Below are 15,044 nucleotides of genomic sequence, written 5' to 3' on the forward strand. Positions count from 1 at the left end.
CTTGGATATGTGTGTATTTTTGTCTGGACATACGAACACCCCCTGTATAGGTTTATTTTCCTACACAGGGGGCGTTTTGTCTATTGTCCGTTTTTACTGGTTCGGTTCAGAAGGGCGGGGGCTGTCTTTATAAGGGGAACAATCAGTTGTCGTCCATCTTCCGCAGGCCGATGACCTGGGAGACCGGCAGCGAGAAGCAGATGGCGCCGGCCTTGGTGCCTGCGCCGGTGGTCTTGTTGATGGCGGTCATGATGGCGGCCTTCTGCTGGGCCGTGGCCACAATGTACAGGATGTCCTTCTCCTCGGCCAGCGAGACGCCGAAGAACTTTTCCGCCTGTTTGGTGCCGGTGCCGCGGGCGTGCAGGACGGTGCCGCCGCCGGCGCCCGCGGTGCGGGCCGCGTCCATGACGGCGTCCGAATAGCCCTCGTTCAGGACGGCGATGATGAGCTCGTGCTCAAAGTTCATGTCGGGTGCGCCCCCGGCGGGGGTCTTGTTGCCGGTGAGATATGCCAAGGTTCTCCCTCCTCCTACGCTTTTAATGGGGACAGTCAGCATGATGCCGTTGCCCGGAATGTCCATGAACAGCTTCCGCTTGGCGGCGCGGAACAGCTGGCGGGCGCTCTCGCCGTCCGCCACCGTCGAGACGATGGCCTTTTCGGTGTTGGACAGGCCATAGATGGACAGCTGTTCGCTGGTGGCGGTGCCTTTGCCCAGCATGGCCAGGCCCATGTTCAGTTCCAGGCTCTGAAACAGGGCGGCCAGCTCCTGAATCTGGTCCCGGTCGGTGATGCTGATGACATAGTTGAGCTCCATTCAGGCCACCTCCCACAGTTCAATGATTTCGTCGTCACCATAAACCGGCAGGGGCTGGGCGGCAGGAGCCACCGAGCGGCGCAGCTTGATGACGTAGATGGCGCCCATCACCTGGACGGTGATGAGGGGCATCATGGCCACCAGCGCCACCAGGCCAAAGGCGTCGGTCATAATGTTGCCCCCCAGCACATTGCAGGCGCCCATGGCAAAGGGCAGCATAAAGGTGGCGGTCATGGGGCCGGAGGCCACGCCGCCCGAGTCAAAGGCGATGGCTGTGAAGATGGGCGGCACCACAAAGGTGAGGGCCAGGGCGATCAGATAGCCGGGAATCAGGAGCCACAGGATGGGCAGCCCGGTCAGCACCCGCAGCATGGCCAGACCGTTGGCGGTGGCCACCGCGATGCACAGGCTCAGGCCCATGGCCCGGGCCGAGATGGCGCCGCTGGTCAGGTCCTCCACCTGCTTGTTCAGGACGTGGACCGCCGGCTCGGCGTTGATGATGAACCAGCCCATCAGCACCGCCAGGGGCACCAGCAGCATGCCCATGCCCTGGGCCACCATCTCGCCGCCCAGCACATAGCCCAGGGACGAGAAACCCACGTTGACGCCGGTGAGAAACAACACCAGGCCCACATAGGTGTAGACGATGCCCACCATGATGCGGGCCAGCTGGGGCATGGGCAGCCGCAGGGCCGCAAACTGGAACAGGATAAAGAACACAAAGATGGGGGCCAGAGCCGAGGCCACCTCCATTATGTATTCGGGCAGGGCCTCCAGATACCCCCAGCCCAGGCTGGTGGAGTCCTCAAACTGGGCGATAACCATGCTGGAGGAGCCGGTGCTGCCGGGGTAAAGGAAACCCAGCAGCAGGACCGCTAGGATGGGCCCGATGGAGCACAGGGCTACCAGGCCGAAGCTGTCGTCCTTGGCCTTTTCGTCGCTGCGGATGGAGGCCACGCCCACGCCCAGAGCCATCACAAAGGGGACGGTCATGGGGCCGGTGGTGACGCCGCCCGAGTCAAAGGATACCGACAAAAAGCCGGGATCGGACAGGGCCGTCAGGGCGAACACCGCCCCGTAAAACACCAGCAGAAGCCAGCGCAGGGGGATGCCCAGCAGGATGCGGACCATGCTGACCATCAAAAACAGGCCCACGCCCACCGATACGGTGAAGATCAGGGCGGTGCGGTCGATGGCGGGGACGTTGGTGGCCAGGACCTGCAGGTCCGGCTCGGCCACCGTGATCACCACGCCCATGATGAAGCTGAGAAGCAGAATCAGCCAGATGTTGCGGGACTTGGTCAGCCGTGCGCCGATCAGAATGCCGATCTGGCTCATGGACTGCTCAGACCCCAGGGTGAACAGGGCCATGCCCACAATAATCATGGCGGTGCCCACCAAAAAGGCCAGCAGCAGACCCGATTCCACCGGCACAAAGAAAAAGCACAGGACGCTGACAATCAGCGCAATGGGCAGGACTGAATCCACCGCTTCCTTCAGCTTTTCGTAAAGTACGTTTTTTCGGATCAAATCGTTCTCCTTTCTCTGAAAAATTGTGTGTGCGCTTCACTTCAGTATACCATATCAGCGTCCGGATGGCAAATCAGGGAAAAAATTGCCTCTCAAATTTCACCCGCACCCTTCATACAATGCAGCAGGGGAGAAGCCAAGCACCACTCTGCCGCCCCGGCGGGCCGAAAATCCCGTTCTCCGGGCGAAAATTTGCTCCGATTCCCCCTTGACACCGGCGCGCAGCTGTGGTAAAATCATCGGGTAAAGAAAGCAGCTACGGCCATGCCGCGCTCGCCTTGTGGGTTTTTCAGGCCCCGGGCTATACGGAATCCAGCCCAGAAGTTTCGTTGGGCTGTGTTTTTGTGTGGGTTTGTGCGCGGCTGTCCGAGAAATTGGATGGCCGCGTTTTCTACGTTGACTTGATGGATTATTGTTTGGAGGTGTATCGACAATCGCTACCACTGGAAAATCGAAGGAACTCGAGATCAATGGTCAGATCCGTGATCGTGAAGTTCGTCTGATCGGAGCAGACGGCGCACAGCTGGGCGTCGTCAACATCCAGGCGGCCATGCGTGCCGCAGAGGAAGCCGGGCTGGATCTGGTAAAGATTGCACCGCAGGCCAAGCCCCCCGTGTGCAAACTGCTGGACTACGGCAAGTACCGCTTCGAGCAGCAGAAGAAGGAGAAGGAAGCCAAGAAGAACCAGAAAGTGGTCGAGGTCAAGGAGACCCGCCTTTCGCTCAATATTGACACCAACGACTTCAATACCAAGGTGACCCAGGCAGGCAAGTTCCTGTCCGCAGGCCACAAGGTGAAGGCCTCAATTCGTTTCCGTGGCCGCGAGATGGCGCACAGCGCCCTGGGCGCAGATGTGCTCAAGCGCTTCGCCGCTGCACTGCCGCAGGCGTCGATGGATAAACCGCCGGTCCTGGAAGGGCGCACCATGTCCATTCTGTTGACCCCGAAACCCAATAAGGACTGATTATTAGGAGGATACCGAAAATGGCTAAGATGAAACTGAAGACCCATTCCGGCGCAAAAAAGCGCTTTAAGCTCACCAAGAATGGCAAGATCAAGCGCGGCCACGCCTTCCGCAGCCATATCCTGACCAAGAAGACCACCAAGCTCACCCGCGGCTATCGTCAGCCCTGCTACGTGGACAGCACCAACGCCGCTACCCTGAAGCGGATGCTGCCCTACGGCTGATTGCCCCCGTCTGTGTGTGACAGGACCTGAGATTTGATCGTTAAAAGGAGATAGAAAAAATGGCACGTATTAAAGGCGCTACGATGACTCACAAACGTCGCAAGAAGATGCTCAAGCTCGCTAAGGGCTTCTACGGCTCCAAGAGCAAGCATTTTAAGATGGCCAAGCAGCAGGTCATGAAGAGCGGCAACTACGCTCTGGCTGGCCGCCGCATGAAGAAGCGTCAGTTCCGCAACCTGTGGATCTGCCGCATCAACAACGCTGTTCGTCCTCTGGGCATGAACTACTCCACCTTCATGGCTGGCCTGAAGAAGGCTGGCATCGAGCTCAACCGCAAGATGCTCAGCGAGATGGCCATCAATGATCCGGGCAGCTTCGCCGCTCTGGTCGAGAGCGTCAAGAACGCCTGATTAAAGCTTATCCAGACGCCCGCGCGCATACGCGGGCGTCGATTTTGTATGTGTTGGAATGCAAGGCCCTGAACGCCTGGCAGGCAGACAGAACAGGGCCCGAGCCCTGCCGCGGCACAACCGCCCGGCGGGACGGCCCTGTTTTTGTTTTCCTGTCTGCCGCGTGAGGAGGATGACCATGGACGAAAAGATCACCAGCCGGGACAACGCCAGGATCAAATACGCCTGCCGCCTGTCCGCCAGCGCGGCGTTCCGCCGCAGCGAGGGCCGCTTTTTCGCCGAAGGGCGCAAGCTCTGCCCCGAGCTGGCCAAGGGCGCAGAGCTGGAAATACTGTTTTATACCGCTGCCGCGGCCGGGAAATGCCCCGAGCTGGCCGGCCTGCCCGGCCAGCACTACCTGGTGGAGGACCATGTGGCCGACAAGCTGGCCGGGGTTCCCGCCCATCAGGGGGTGTTCGGGGTGTTCCGCACCCCGGTTCATACCCTGGACGAGGTGAAGGCTGGGGGCCGCTATCTGGCTCTGGAGTCGGTCCAGGACCCCGGCAATGTGGGCACCCTGCTGCGCAGCGCGGCGGCCTTCGGGTTTGACGGGGTGATCCTGTCGGAGGGGTGCGCCTCTCCCTATGCCCCCAAGACCCTGCGGGCCTCCATGGGGGCGGCGGTGCAGCTGCCGGTGATTGAGGCGGGGGAGATGCCCCCGGTCATCGCCCAGCTGCGGGCCAAAGGGGTGGAATGTCTGGCGGCGGCCCTCTACCACTCCCAGCCCCTGGGCGCCGCCCAGACGGCGGGCCCCGGCGGGGTCTGCGTGGTGATTGGCAGCGAGGGCCAGGGCCTCACCGAGGCCACCATCGCCGCCTGCGACCGGACCGTCCGCATCCCCATGACCGACCGGGTGGAAAGCCTCAACGCGGGGATTGCGGGCAGCATTCTGCTGTGGCATTTCCGGGGGGCCGGCCTGTGATCCCCCCGGAAGAAGGGGAGCAGCTGGGGCTTTTCCCCAAGGAGGCAACCCCCGAGCCGCTGCTGTGCTGGCTCTGGCTGGCCCATACCCTGGGCTTTGCCAGCCCCCGGGCCGAACGGGTGGTGGACTGGTGCGACGACCCTGTCCGCATCTGGGAGGAACGGGACAGCCTGGCCTTTCGGGAGGCGGCCGGACCTTCGGCGGCCCGCCGCGCCGTGGCCCCCGGAAACACCCCCTGGGCCTTTCGGACGGTGGTGACCCAGTGCCAGCGGCTGGGGATTCATATTCTGACCTATGACCACCCCGACTACCCCCTGGCCCTGACCCGCATTCCGGACCTGCCCCTGGTGCTCTACTGCACCGGGGACCCCTCCTGGCTCAACGCCCCCAACCTGGTGGGAATGGTGGGCAGCCGCCGCCCCGACAACTATGGCCGCTGGGGCGCTTCCTCCCTGGGCCAGGATCTGGCCCGCAGCGGGGTGGTGATTGTCAGCGGCCTGGCCGACGGCCTGGACAGCGAGTGCCATCAGGCCGCCGTGGACGTCCATGCCCCCACCATCGGGGTGCAGGGTGTGCCCATCGACCGGACCTATCCCGCATCCAACCGGATGCTGCGGACCCATATCGAGGATTACGGCTGCGTCATCGGGGAATATGGCCCCGGGGAGGAGACCCATGTCCGCAGCAGCTTTTTGCAGCGCAACCGCTTGATTGCGGGCCTGGTGCAGGCTTTGGTGGTGGTGCAGGCCCGGGAAAAGAGCGGCACCATGTCCACCGTGGGCCACGCCGAGCGGTATGGCCGCCCGGTGTACGCCCTGCCCGGCGACGCCAGCCGGGAAAATTCCAGCGGCACCAACCGGCTGATCCAGACCGGGCGGGCCAAAATGATCCTCTGTGCCGGGGACCTGCTGGAACAGCTGGGGCTGGAGGAAACCGCGCCGGCCCCGGCGAAGGCGCCCGCCCTCTCGGACAAGGAGCGCCGGGTGCTGGCCTGCCTGAAGCAGGAGCCTGCCAGCCTGGAGGATTTGTCCGCCGGCTGCGGGCTGGAAGCCGCCGCCCTGTCGGCGGTGCTGATGAGCCTGGAACTGTGCGGTTATGTCAAGTCTCTGCCGGGGCAGCGGTATATCCGGCTGTGAGGCGGGGAAATGCAAGGAGAGATACAGCGGCCTCCGCGGGCCGCGATTTGAAATAGATTTTCAGCCATCTGGATATAGTATTGCAAGAAGGCCCCGGGTCCCACCGACCCAAGACAGGGGCAGATCGAGGTAAGAGAAAGAATGGCGAAACTGGTTATTGTGGAATCGCCCGCCAAGGCGAAGACCATCGGCAAATACCTGGGCAAGGATTATGAGGTGACGGCCAGCATGGGCCACATCCGGGACCTGCCCACCTCCCAGCTTGGCATTGATGTGGAGCACGACTATACGCCCCAGTACATCAATATCAAGGGCAAGGAGAAACTCATCAAGGAGCTGAAGGCCAAGGCCAAGAAGGCCGACGGCATCCTGCTGGCCACCGACCCGGACCGCGAGGGCGAGGCCATCAGCTGGCATCTGGCCAGCCTGCTGGGCATCGACCCCAAGGAGTCCAACCGCGTGACCTTCGACGAGATCACCAAGAAGGGCGTCAAGGAGGGCATGGCCCATCCCCGGCCCATCGACGAGGATCTGTTCAACGCCCAGCAGGCCCGCCGCGTGCTGGACCGCCTGGTGGGCTATAAGCTGAGCCCCTTCCTGTGGCGGAAGATCCGCCGGGGCCTGTCGGCGGGCCGCGTCCAGAGCGTGGCCGTCCGCCTCATTGACGACCGGGAGAAGGAAATCGAAGCCTTTGTCCCCGAGGAATACTGGAATGTGGACGCCACCCTCTCGGCCAGCGGGAAAAAGTTCACCGCCCGCCTGGCTTCGGACGCCGCCGGCAAAAAGCTGCTGCCCCGCACCGAGGCCGAGGCCCGCGCCATTGAGCAGGGCCTGAAGGGCGCCGCCTACACGGTGGGCGAGCTCAAGCGGGGCAAGCGCACCAAACAGCCCACCCCCGCCTTCATCACCAGTACCCTTCAGCAGGAGGCGTCCCGGCGGCTGGGCTTCACCGCCACCCGCACCATGCGGGCCGCCCAGACCCTGTACGAAGGCGTGGATATCGCCGGCCACGGCACCATGGGTCTGATCACCTATATGCGTACCGACAGCCTCCGCATCTCGGATGAGGCGGTGGCAGCGGCCAAGGAATATATTGCGGGGGCCTATGGGGAACAGTATATCTGTCCCTATAAGCGCACCTGGAAGACCCGCAGCGCCACTGCGGCCCAGGATGCCCACGAGGCCATCCGTCCCTCCATGCCCTCCCTGACCCCCGACGAGGTGGACAAGAGCATCTCGGGGGACACCGCCAAGCTGTACCGGATGATCTGGAGCCGCTTCATGGCCAGCCAGATGGCCGACTGCCAGATGGATACCGTCTCGGTGACCGTCTTTGCAGGGGATTACCGGTTCAAGGCCAGCGGCTTCACCGTCACCTTCGATGGCTTCACCGCCCTGTACGAGGAGGCCGTGGAGGAAAAGGAGAAGAAGGAGACCGCCCTGCCGCCCCTGGAACAGGGCCAGGAACTCAAGCTGGTCCAGCTCAAGAGCGAGCAGAAGTTTACCCAGCCCCCCGCCCGCTACACCGAGGCCTCCCTCATCAAAGCCCTGGAGGAAAACGGCATCGGCCGCCCCTCCACCTACGCCCCCATCATCACCACCATCATTGACCGCGGCTATGTGGAGCGGGATCAGAAAAAGCTCAAGCCCACCCCCCTGGGCCGCACGGTGGACAGCCTGATGCTGGAACAATTCCCCCGGATTGTGGACGTGGACTTCTCGGCCCAGATGGAAAAGAATCTGGACAAGATCGAGAGCGGCAAGGCCGACTGGCGCCAGACGGTGGATGAGTTCTACAAGAGCTTTGACGCCAGCCTCCAGGCCGCCGAAAAGAACATGGAGGGCAAGAAGATCAAGGTCCCCGACGAGCCCTCCAGCGAGGTGTGCCCCCTGTGCGGCAAGCCCATGGTCATCAAGGTGGGCAAGTACGGCAAGTTTTTGGCCTGCAGCGGGTTCCCCGACTGCCGGGGCACCAAGCGGCTGGTGAAGGACACCGGCGGCATCTGCCCCAAGTGCGGCCAGGGCCGCATGCTGGAGCGCAAGAGCGCCAAGGGCCGGATTTATTACGGCTGCGAGCGCTACCCCGACTGCGATTTTATGACCTGGGATGTACCGGTGCCCAACAAATGCGAAAAGTGCGGCGCCACCCTGTTCCGCCACGGTTCCAAGCTGTACTGTGCGAAGGAAGGCTGCGGCTTTGAGATGCCGGTCCCCAAAGGCAACGGAAACGGATAAAGGAATGAAAGATACACTGCATGCAACCATTCTGGGGGCAGGCCTCGCCGGGTGCGAGGCGGCCCTCTGGCTGGCTGGCCAGGGGGTGGAAGTCACCCTCTGGGAACAGAAGCCGGCCCATTTTTCCCCCGCCCACAAGAGCGCCGGCTTTGCCGAGCTGATCTGCTCCAACAGCCTCAAGGCCGAGCGGCTGGATTCGGCTTCCGGCCTGCTGAAAGAGGAGATGCGCCGGATGGGCAGCAGCCTGCTGCCGGCGGCCGAGTCGGTGCGGGTGGCGGCGGGCGGCGCCCTGGCGGTGGACCGGGACGCCTTCAGCGCCCGGGTCACCGAACTGGTGGAGCAAAACCCCCATATCACCGTCCGGCGGGAGGAAGTGACCTCCATCGACGAGAGCCAGCCGGTGCTGGTGGCCACCGGCCCCCTGACCGAAGGGGCCCTGGCGGCCGAGATCGCCCGTCTGACCGGGGACAGCCGCCTGCACTTCTATGACGCGGTGGCCCCCATCGTCACCGCCGAGAGCCTGGACTACGACAAGGTGTTTGCGGCGTCCCGATACGACCGGGGAGAGGCCGACTACCTCAACTGCCCCTTCAACAAGGCCGAATATGAGGCCTTCCACGCCGCCCTGGTGAGCGCCGAGCGGGCGCCCCTCCACGAGTTTGACCAGAACGCCCAGGCGGCCCCCGACCCCGACGCGGTGGGCAAAAAGGCCGACACCGTCACCGTCTACGAGGGCTGTATGCCCATCGAGATCATGGCCGCCCGCGGGGCGGATACCATGCGGTATGGGCCGCTGCGCCCGGTGGGCCTCACCGATCCCCGCACCGGCCACCGTCCCTGGGCCAATGTCCAGCTGCGGGCCGAGAACCGGGAGCGCACCCTCTACAACATCGTGGGCTTCCAGACCAACCTCAAGTGGGGGGAGCAGAAGCGGGTCTTCTCCATGATTCCGGGCCTGGAAAACGCCGAGTTTGTCCGCTACGGCGTCATGCACCGGAATACCTTCCTGGATGCGCCCCGGGTGCTCAGCGAGGGGCTGTACCTGAAGGACCACCCCAACGTCTTCTTTGCCGGCCAGATCACCGGCTTTGAGGGATATATGGAGAGCGCGGCCTCCGGCCTGCTGGCCGCCCGCAGCCTCTACGCCCGCCTCACCGGCGGGGCCTACATGCCGCCTCCCCCCGACACCATGTGCGGGGCCCTGATGCGGTATCTCACCACCGAAAATAAACATTTCCAGCCCATGGGGGCCAATATGGGGATTCTTCCTCCGCTGGAGGACCGTCCCCGGGACAAGCGCCTGCGCTATATGGCCCAGGCGGAACGGGCGGTGGCCAGCTTTCAGCGCTGGCTGGACGGCGGCTGCTGAGCCGCTGAGCCTCTGCCCCTGAGTCCGGCGGCCCCGCGCGGCCTGCCGGATGCGATGCCTTGCAACAGGCAGAAAGGAAGACGCTATGAAAATCATTCTGGATCTGATGGGCGGCGACAACGCCCCTCTGGCTCCTCTGGACGGAGCAGCCCAGGCCGTCAAGGAGTACGGCGTGGAGATCATCGGCCTCGGCGATGAGGCCCTGATCCGCAAGACCGCCGCCGAGAACAACATCTCTCTGGACGGCATCCAGCTGGTCAACTGCACCGAGAACATCGAGATGTGCGACGAGCCGGCCCGGGCGGTCCGCCAGAAGAAGGATTCCTCCATTGTGGTGGGCCTGAATATGCTGAAGGACGGCAAGGGCGACGCCTTTGTCTCGGCCGGCAGCACCGGCGCCCTCCATGTGGGCACCAGCCTCATTGTCCGGGCTCTGCGCGGCATCAAGCGCCCCGCCCTGGCCACCATGATCCCCGCCCAGAAGAAGGCCTATCTGCTGCTGGACTGCGGCGCCAACGTGGAGTGCCGCGCCGATATGCTCATCGCCTTCGCCGTCATGGGCACCTGCTATATGCAGCGGGTGGAAGGCCGTCAGGACCCCTCGGTGGCCCTGGTCAACAACGGCGCCGAGGAGTCCAAGGGCACCCCGCTGCTGCGTGAGGTGCACCAGATGCTGAAAAAGACCCCCGGCATCCGCTTTGTGGGCAACGTGGAGCCCCGTGACGTGCCCACCGGCAACGTGGACGTGGTGGTCTGCGACGGCTTCACCGGCAACGTGGTCCTCAAGCTCACCGAGGGCGTGGCCAAGATGATTATGGGCATGGTCAAGGGGATGTTCCTGTCCGGCCTGGCCGGCAAGCTGGCCTACCTGCTGGTCCGCGGCCAGGTGGGCAACCTGAAAAAGCAGATGGACAGCGAGGAGTACGGCGGCGCACCCTTCCTGGGCGCACGTCAGCCGGTCATCAAGGCCCACGGCTCCTCCAAGGCCAGAGGCATCAAGAACGCCATCCGCCAGGCCAAGAAGTGCGTGGAGAACGATCTGTGCGGCACTATGCAGGCCGCTCTGGATGACGCGGCCGCCGCCCATGCGCCGGACAACGCCGCAGAAAAAGAATAAAAAGGAGGGTGCAACCTATGGCGCATCCGCTCGAAAAAATCATCGGGCATACCTTCAAGAATCCTGACCTTCTCACCACCGCCCTGACCCATACCAGCTACGCCAACGAGAGCCGGGTCCCGGTGGCCCACAACGAGCGGCTGGAGTTTCTGGGGGACAGCGTCCTCCAGATAGTCTCGGCCGACTACCTGTTCCACGCCTACGCCGACCGGCCCGAGGGCGATCTGACCCGCATCCGGTCCAGCCTGGTCAGCGAGGGCGCACTGTTCCAGTTCGCCCAGGAGATTCACCTGGGAGATTACCTGCGTCTGGGCAAGGGCGAGGAGCGCTGCGGCGGCCGGGAGCGGCCCAGCGTGGTGTCGGACGCCTTTGAGGCCCTGATCGCCGCCCTCTACCTGGACGGCGGCATGGAGGTGGCCCGGGCATTCATCCTGCCCTTCATCACCGAGGGCAAACACGCCGAGGCCGACTACAAGACCCGCCTGCAGGAGATCGTCCAGCAGAACCCGGAGGAACGCCTCAGCTATATTGTGGAAAAGGAGACCGGCCCCGACCACGACAAGCATTTCGTGGTGGCGGTGCGGTTCAATTCGGACTGCGTGGCCCGGGGCGAGGGCCGGAGCAAAAAGGCCGCTGAGCAGCACGCCGCCCGGGAGGCCCTCAAGCTGCTGGGCGTCCTCGGGGAAAACTGACCGATGGTATTAAAAGAGCTGGAGATCCAGGGCTTCAAAAGCTTCCCGGACAAGGTCAAGATCACCTTTGACAAGGGGGTCACCGGGGTGGTGGGGCCCAATGGCTCGGGCAAAAGCAACCTGTCCGACGCGATCCGCTGGGTGCTGGGCGAGACCAGCAGCCGCCAGCTGCGCAGCGCCGGAAAGATGGAGGATGTCATCTTCGGCGGAACGCGGCGCCGGGGGGCCATGGGCTACGCATCGGTCCGGCTGACGCTGGACAATGCCGACCACACCCTGGACCTGGAGGCCGACCAGGTGGTGATCGGCCGGCGGTACTACCGCTCGGGAGACAGCGAATACACCATCAACGGCCAGGTCTGCCGCCTGAAAGATATCTACGAACTGCTGCTGGACACCGGTATCGGCCGGGATGGCTATTCCATCATCGGCCAGGGCCAGATCGCCGAGATTGTGGCGGCCAAGGGCAGCGAGCGGCGGGAGATTTTTGAGGATGCCTGCGGCATCGCCAAGTACCGCTACCGCAAAAACGAGGCCGAACACCGCCTCGCCGCCGCCGAGGCCAACCTGGAACGGCTGCGGGATATCCTGGCCGAGCTGGAAAGCCGGGTGGGCCCCCTGGCCAAGGAAGCCGAAAAGGCCAAGGCCTATCTGGCTCTGGCGGACCGGCGCAAAAGCCTGGAGATCACCCTCTGGGTGGAGAATATCCGGGCCGCCCGGGCCGCGCTGCAGCAGCTGCGGCGGGACTACGACACCGCCCAGGCCGCCTGGGAGCGCCACGACAAAAAGGACAAGGCATTGCAGCAGGAGGCTGAGGAGATCCGTATGCAGGCACAGCGTCTCACGGTGGAGATCGAGCGCCTGAATGGGGATATCCGCAGTATCACCCAGCAGATCAGCGGCAGCGACAGCCGGATTGCGGTGCTGGAAAACGACCGGGTTCACGCCCGCCAGAGCGCCGAGGCCCTGCGCCAGGAGCTGGCCCAGGGCCAGACCGAGCAGGAGGCCGCCGCCGCGGAACTGGACCGGCAGAAGGCCGCCGCCGCACAGATGGAGCAGGAGGCCGCCGCCCTGGCCCGGGAGATGGAGGAGCTGAGCGGTCAGCTGGCCGCCCTGCAGAGCCGCACCGATGCGGCCAGCGCCCGCCAGGAAGAACTGCGGGCCCGGCTCAGCGATGTGACCGCCCGGGAGACGGCGGCCCGGGTGGAGGAGGCCGCAGCCCATGCCGCCGCCGAATCGGCCCGCAGCCGCCTGCCTGAGGCCCAGGCAGGGGCGAAAGCCCAGATGGATCAGCTGGCCCAGCTGGAAGAAAACCAGGCCGACACCCGGAAGTATCTGGAGATGCTGGCCGCCGGCGAAAAGCAGCTGGCCAACGTCCGGGCGGGCCTGACCCTCAAGCTGAACAGCCGCCGGAAGGCCCTGGCCGCCGCCGAGGAGGCGGAGCGGGAGCTCTCCCGCAGCCGGGACGCCGCCGCGCAGCGGCTGTCGGTGCTGAAAGAGCTGGAAAAGAACATGGAAGGCTACCAGCACTCGGTCCGTGCCGTGATGCAGGCCGCCGCAGGAGGACGCCTGCGGGGGATCATCGGGCCGGTGTCCTCCATCCTGACGGTGGAGGCCGGGTGTGAGCTGGCGGTGGAAACCGCCCTGGGCGCCGCCATGCAGAACATTGTGGTGGAGAACGAGGCCGCCGCCAAGGCAGGCATCGCCCTGCTGCGGCGGGAAAACGCCGGCCGGGCCACCTTCCTGCCCCTGGACACCGTTCAGCCGGGACTGTTCCGGGGCGAATTGCCCCTGTCGGCCCGGCTGGCCAGCAGCCTGGTGCGGGCGGACAGCCGGTATCAGAACATTGTCTCCAACCTGCTGGGCCGGATTGTGGTGGTGGAGGACATCAACGCCGCGGGCAAGGTGGCCCGCGCCCTCCAGTACCGCAACCGGGTGGTCACCATGGACGGCCAGGTGGTCAACGCCGGCGGCAGCTTCACCGGCGGCAGCATCCAGCGGTCGGCGGGCCTGTTCACCCGCCGGCAGGAGATTCAGGAACTGAAAGAAAAACTGGCCCGGCTGGAACAGGACTGCGCCGCTGCCCGCCAGAAAACCGCCCAGTGCAAGAGCCAGACCGACGCAGTGACCGCCGACCTGACCGCCACGGAAAGCGAGGAGCGGACCGCGGCAGAGGACCGGGTCCGGGCCGAGGCCGAGCGCAAGCGGCTGGAACTGGCGGTGGAACAGGCCCGGGAGAACGCCGGACAGCGTTCCGCCGAGGCCCAGGCCCTGGAGGCGGAAGCCGCCGCCCAGGAACAGGCCGCCCAACAGGCCGCCGCCCGGCGGGAAGCTCTGGCCGGAGAGGCCGAACAGCTCGCCGGCGAGCTGGCCCGCCTGACCCAGGGCGGGGACGACTTTGCAGCCCAGCAGAGCCGCCTGTCGGGGGCTTTGGCCCAGAAACAGCTGGACCAGCTGGCCCGGCAGAAGGATGCCGAGCTGTGCCGCAGCCGGGTGGCCGACTGGGAACAGCGGCTGGCCGAGGCCGGCGCCCGAAAAGAGACCCTGGAGGAAAACATCCGGGCTCTGGAAGCCCAGGACCAGGAGATGGTCCGGGCCATCCAGCAGGTAAAGGATGAGGCCGAACAGGGCCGGCGCACCATTCAGGAGAAGGAGGCCGCCATCCGCAAGGCAGCTGACGCCCGGATGGAACAGCAGGCCGCCGAGACCAAAGCCCAGGCCGCCGCCCGGGCCGCCGCCGAGGAACGGGAGGAGGCGGGCCGGGAGATGGCCCGCCTGTCCGAGCGCAAGAGCGCCGCAGAAGGGGAATACGACCAGCTGGCGGCCAAGCTCTGGGACGAATACCAGCTGGCTCCCACCGATGCGGCCAAATACTGCGTCGAGTATACTTCCATGGTGGCCCTGCGGGCCCAGGTGGCCGAGGTGCGGGGAAAAATCCGCGCCCTGGGCAGCGTCAACGTGGGGGCGGTGGAGGAATACCAGGAAGTCCGCACCCGCTACGACACCCTGAAAACCCAGGTGGAGGACGTGGAGGAGAGCCGCAGCCGGCTGATCCGGATGATCGGAGAGCTGAACGGCCAGATGCGGGACCTGTTCAGCCGCAACTTTGCCGCCATCAACCAGAATTTCGGCCGGGTCTTTGCCGAATTGTTCGGCGGAGGCGAAGCGTCCCTGTCCCTGGAAAATCCCGAGGACATTCTGGGCAGCGGCATCGACATCCAGGTCAGCCCCCCGGGCAAGGTGATCCGCAATCTGGAAGCCCTCTCGGGCGGAGAGCGGGCCCTGGTGGCCATCAGCATCTACTTCGCCATCCTGGCGGTGAACCCCTCGCCCTTCTGCATCCTGGACGAGATCGAGGCCGCCCTGGACGACGCCAACGTGGTGCGGTTCGCCCAGTATCTGCGGCGGATCGGGGAAAAGACCCAGTTCATCGTCATCACCCACCGCCGCGGCACCATGGAGGCCGCCGACGTCCTCTATGGCGTGACCATGCAGGAAGACGGGGTGTCCAAGCTGCTCCGGCTGGATCTGGACCAGGTGGACGCCACCCTCGTCTCATAACATACAGACCAGACAGACTTACATACTAGCA

Annotated in this window: 12 protein-coding genes; 10 read left to right on the forward strand and 2 right to left on the reverse strand. The window is 64.6% G+C overall.

The features are described 5' to 3' along the window. Positions 1-142: 142 nt before the first annotated feature. Positions 143-814, reverse strand: coding sequence for a P-II family nitrogen regulator (locus B5F27_RS00910; protein WP_087363987.1), 672 nt, complete (start codon positions 812-814; stop codon positions 143-145). Then, positions 815-2,344 (reverse strand): DUF1538 domain-containing protein, encoded by a 1,530-nt coding sequence (locus tag B5F27_RS00915; protein WP_242962013.1) that lies wholly within the window; start codon positions 2,342-2,344, stop codon positions 815-817. A 412-nt stretch (positions 2,345-2,756) separates the two neighbouring features. Between B5F27_RS00915 and infC the strand changes: the two genes are divergently transcribed. The 10 genes from infC (at position 2,757) to smc (ending at position 15,013) form a co-directional block, all read left to right on the forward strand. Further along, entirely contained in the window at positions 2,757-3,308 is a 552-nt protein-coding gene (gene infC / locus B5F27_RS00920) for a translation initiation factor IF-3 (RefSeq protein ID WP_087248107.1), read from the forward strand. A 20-nt stretch (positions 3,309-3,328) separates the two neighbouring features. Beyond that, positions 3,329-3,532 (forward strand): 50S ribosomal protein L35, encoded by a 204-nt coding sequence (gene rpmI / locus B5F27_RS00925; RefSeq protein ID WP_087248105.1) that lies wholly within the window; start codon positions 3,329-3,331, stop codon positions 3,530-3,532. Between the two features lie 59 nt (positions 3,533-3,591). Next, positions 3,592-3,942: a 50S ribosomal protein L20 gene (gene rplT, locus B5F27_RS00930; protein WP_087248103.1), complete on the forward strand. Its 351-nt coding sequence runs from the start codon at positions 3,592-3,594 to the stop codon at positions 3,940-3,942. Positions 3,943-4,120: 178 nt separating this feature from the next. Next, positions 4,121-4,903 (forward strand): RNA methyltransferase, encoded by a 783-nt coding sequence (locus tag B5F27_RS00935; RefSeq protein ID WP_087363993.1) that lies wholly within the window; start codon positions 4,121-4,123, stop codon positions 4,901-4,903. After that, on the forward strand, positions 4,900-6,039 hold the full coding sequence (gene dprA / locus B5F27_RS00940) for a DNA-processing protein DprA (protein WP_242962015.1): 1,140 nt from the start codon (positions 4,900-4,902) through the stop codon (positions 6,037-6,039). The genes B5F27_RS00935 and dprA overlap by 4 nt, the downstream gene beginning before the upstream one ends. Before the next feature lie 141 nt (positions 6,040-6,180). Next, positions 6,181-8,274 carry a type I DNA topoisomerase gene (topA, locus tag B5F27_RS00945; protein WP_087363996.1) on the forward strand — a complete coding sequence of 698 codons (2,094 nt, stop codon included), beginning with the start codon at positions 6,181-6,183 and terminating at the stop codon, positions 8,272-8,274. A 4-nt stretch (positions 8,275-8,278) separates the two neighbouring features. Further along, on the forward strand, positions 8,279-9,643 hold the full coding sequence (gene trmFO / locus B5F27_RS00950; RefSeq protein ID WP_087363999.1) for a methylenetetrahydrofolate--tRNA-(uracil(54)-C(5))-methyltransferase (FADH(2)-oxidizing) TrmFO: 1,365 nt from the start codon (positions 8,279-8,281) through the stop codon (positions 9,641-9,643). An 85-nt stretch (positions 9,644-9,728) separates the two neighbouring features. Beyond that, the gene (gene plsX, locus B5F27_RS00955) at positions 9,729-10,760 is read left to right on the forward strand and encodes a phosphate acyltransferase PlsX (RefSeq protein WP_087364002.1); all 1,032 of its coding nucleotides are present in this window, start codon (positions 9,729-9,731) and stop codon (positions 10,758-10,760) included. Positions 10,761-10,777: 17 nt separating this feature from the next. Continuing rightward, positions 10,778-11,452, forward strand: a complete 675-nt coding sequence (rnc, locus tag B5F27_RS00960) for a ribonuclease III (protein WP_087248093.1) — start codon at positions 10,778-10,780, stop codon at positions 11,450-11,452. A 3-nt stretch (positions 11,453-11,455) separates the two neighbouring features. Beyond that, the gene (smc, locus tag B5F27_RS00965) at positions 11,456-15,013 is read left to right on the forward strand and encodes a chromosome segregation protein SMC (RefSeq protein WP_087364005.1); all 3,558 of its coding nucleotides are present in this window, start codon (positions 11,456-11,458) and stop codon (positions 15,011-15,013) included. Positions 15,014-15,044 lie beyond the last annotated feature (31 nt).

The organism is Faecalibacterium sp. An192 (genome assembly GCF_002160175.1).
GTDB lineage: Bacteria > Bacillota > Clostridia > Oscillospirales > Ruminococcaceae > Faecalibacterium.

Coding starts and splice junctions, on each gene's coding strand:
- B5F27_RS00910 (WP_087363987.1), bottom strand. CDS start 814: ATGGAGCTCAACTATGTCATCAGCATCACCGACCGGGACCAGATTCAG.
- plsX (WP_087364002.1), top strand. CDS start 9,729: ATGAAAATCATTCTGGATCTGATGGGCGGCGACAACGCCCCTCTGGCT.
- rplT (WP_087248103.1), top strand. CDS start 3,592: ATGGCACGTATTAAAGGCGCTACGATGACTCACAAACGTCGCAAGAAG.
- smc (WP_087364005.1), top strand. CDS start 11,456: ATGGTATTAAAAGAGCTGGAGATCCAGGGCTTCAAAAGCTTCCCGGAC.
- rnc (WP_087248093.1), top strand. CDS start 10,778: ATGGCGCATCCGCTCGAAAAAATCATCGGGCATACCTTCAAGAATCCT.
- topA (WP_087363996.1), top strand. CDS start 6,181: ATGGCGAAACTGGTTATTGTGGAATCGCCCGCCAAGGCGAAGACCATC.
- trmFO (WP_087363999.1), top strand. CDS start 8,279: ATGAAAGATACACTGCATGCAACCATTCTGGGGGCAGGCCTCGCCGGG.
- B5F27_RS00935 (WP_087363993.1), top strand. CDS start 4,121: ATGGACGAAAAGATCACCAGCCGGGACAACGCCAGGATCAAATACGCC.
- rpmI (WP_087248105.1), top strand. CDS start 3,329: ATGGCTAAGATGAAACTGAAGACCCATTCCGGCGCAAAAAAGCGCTTT.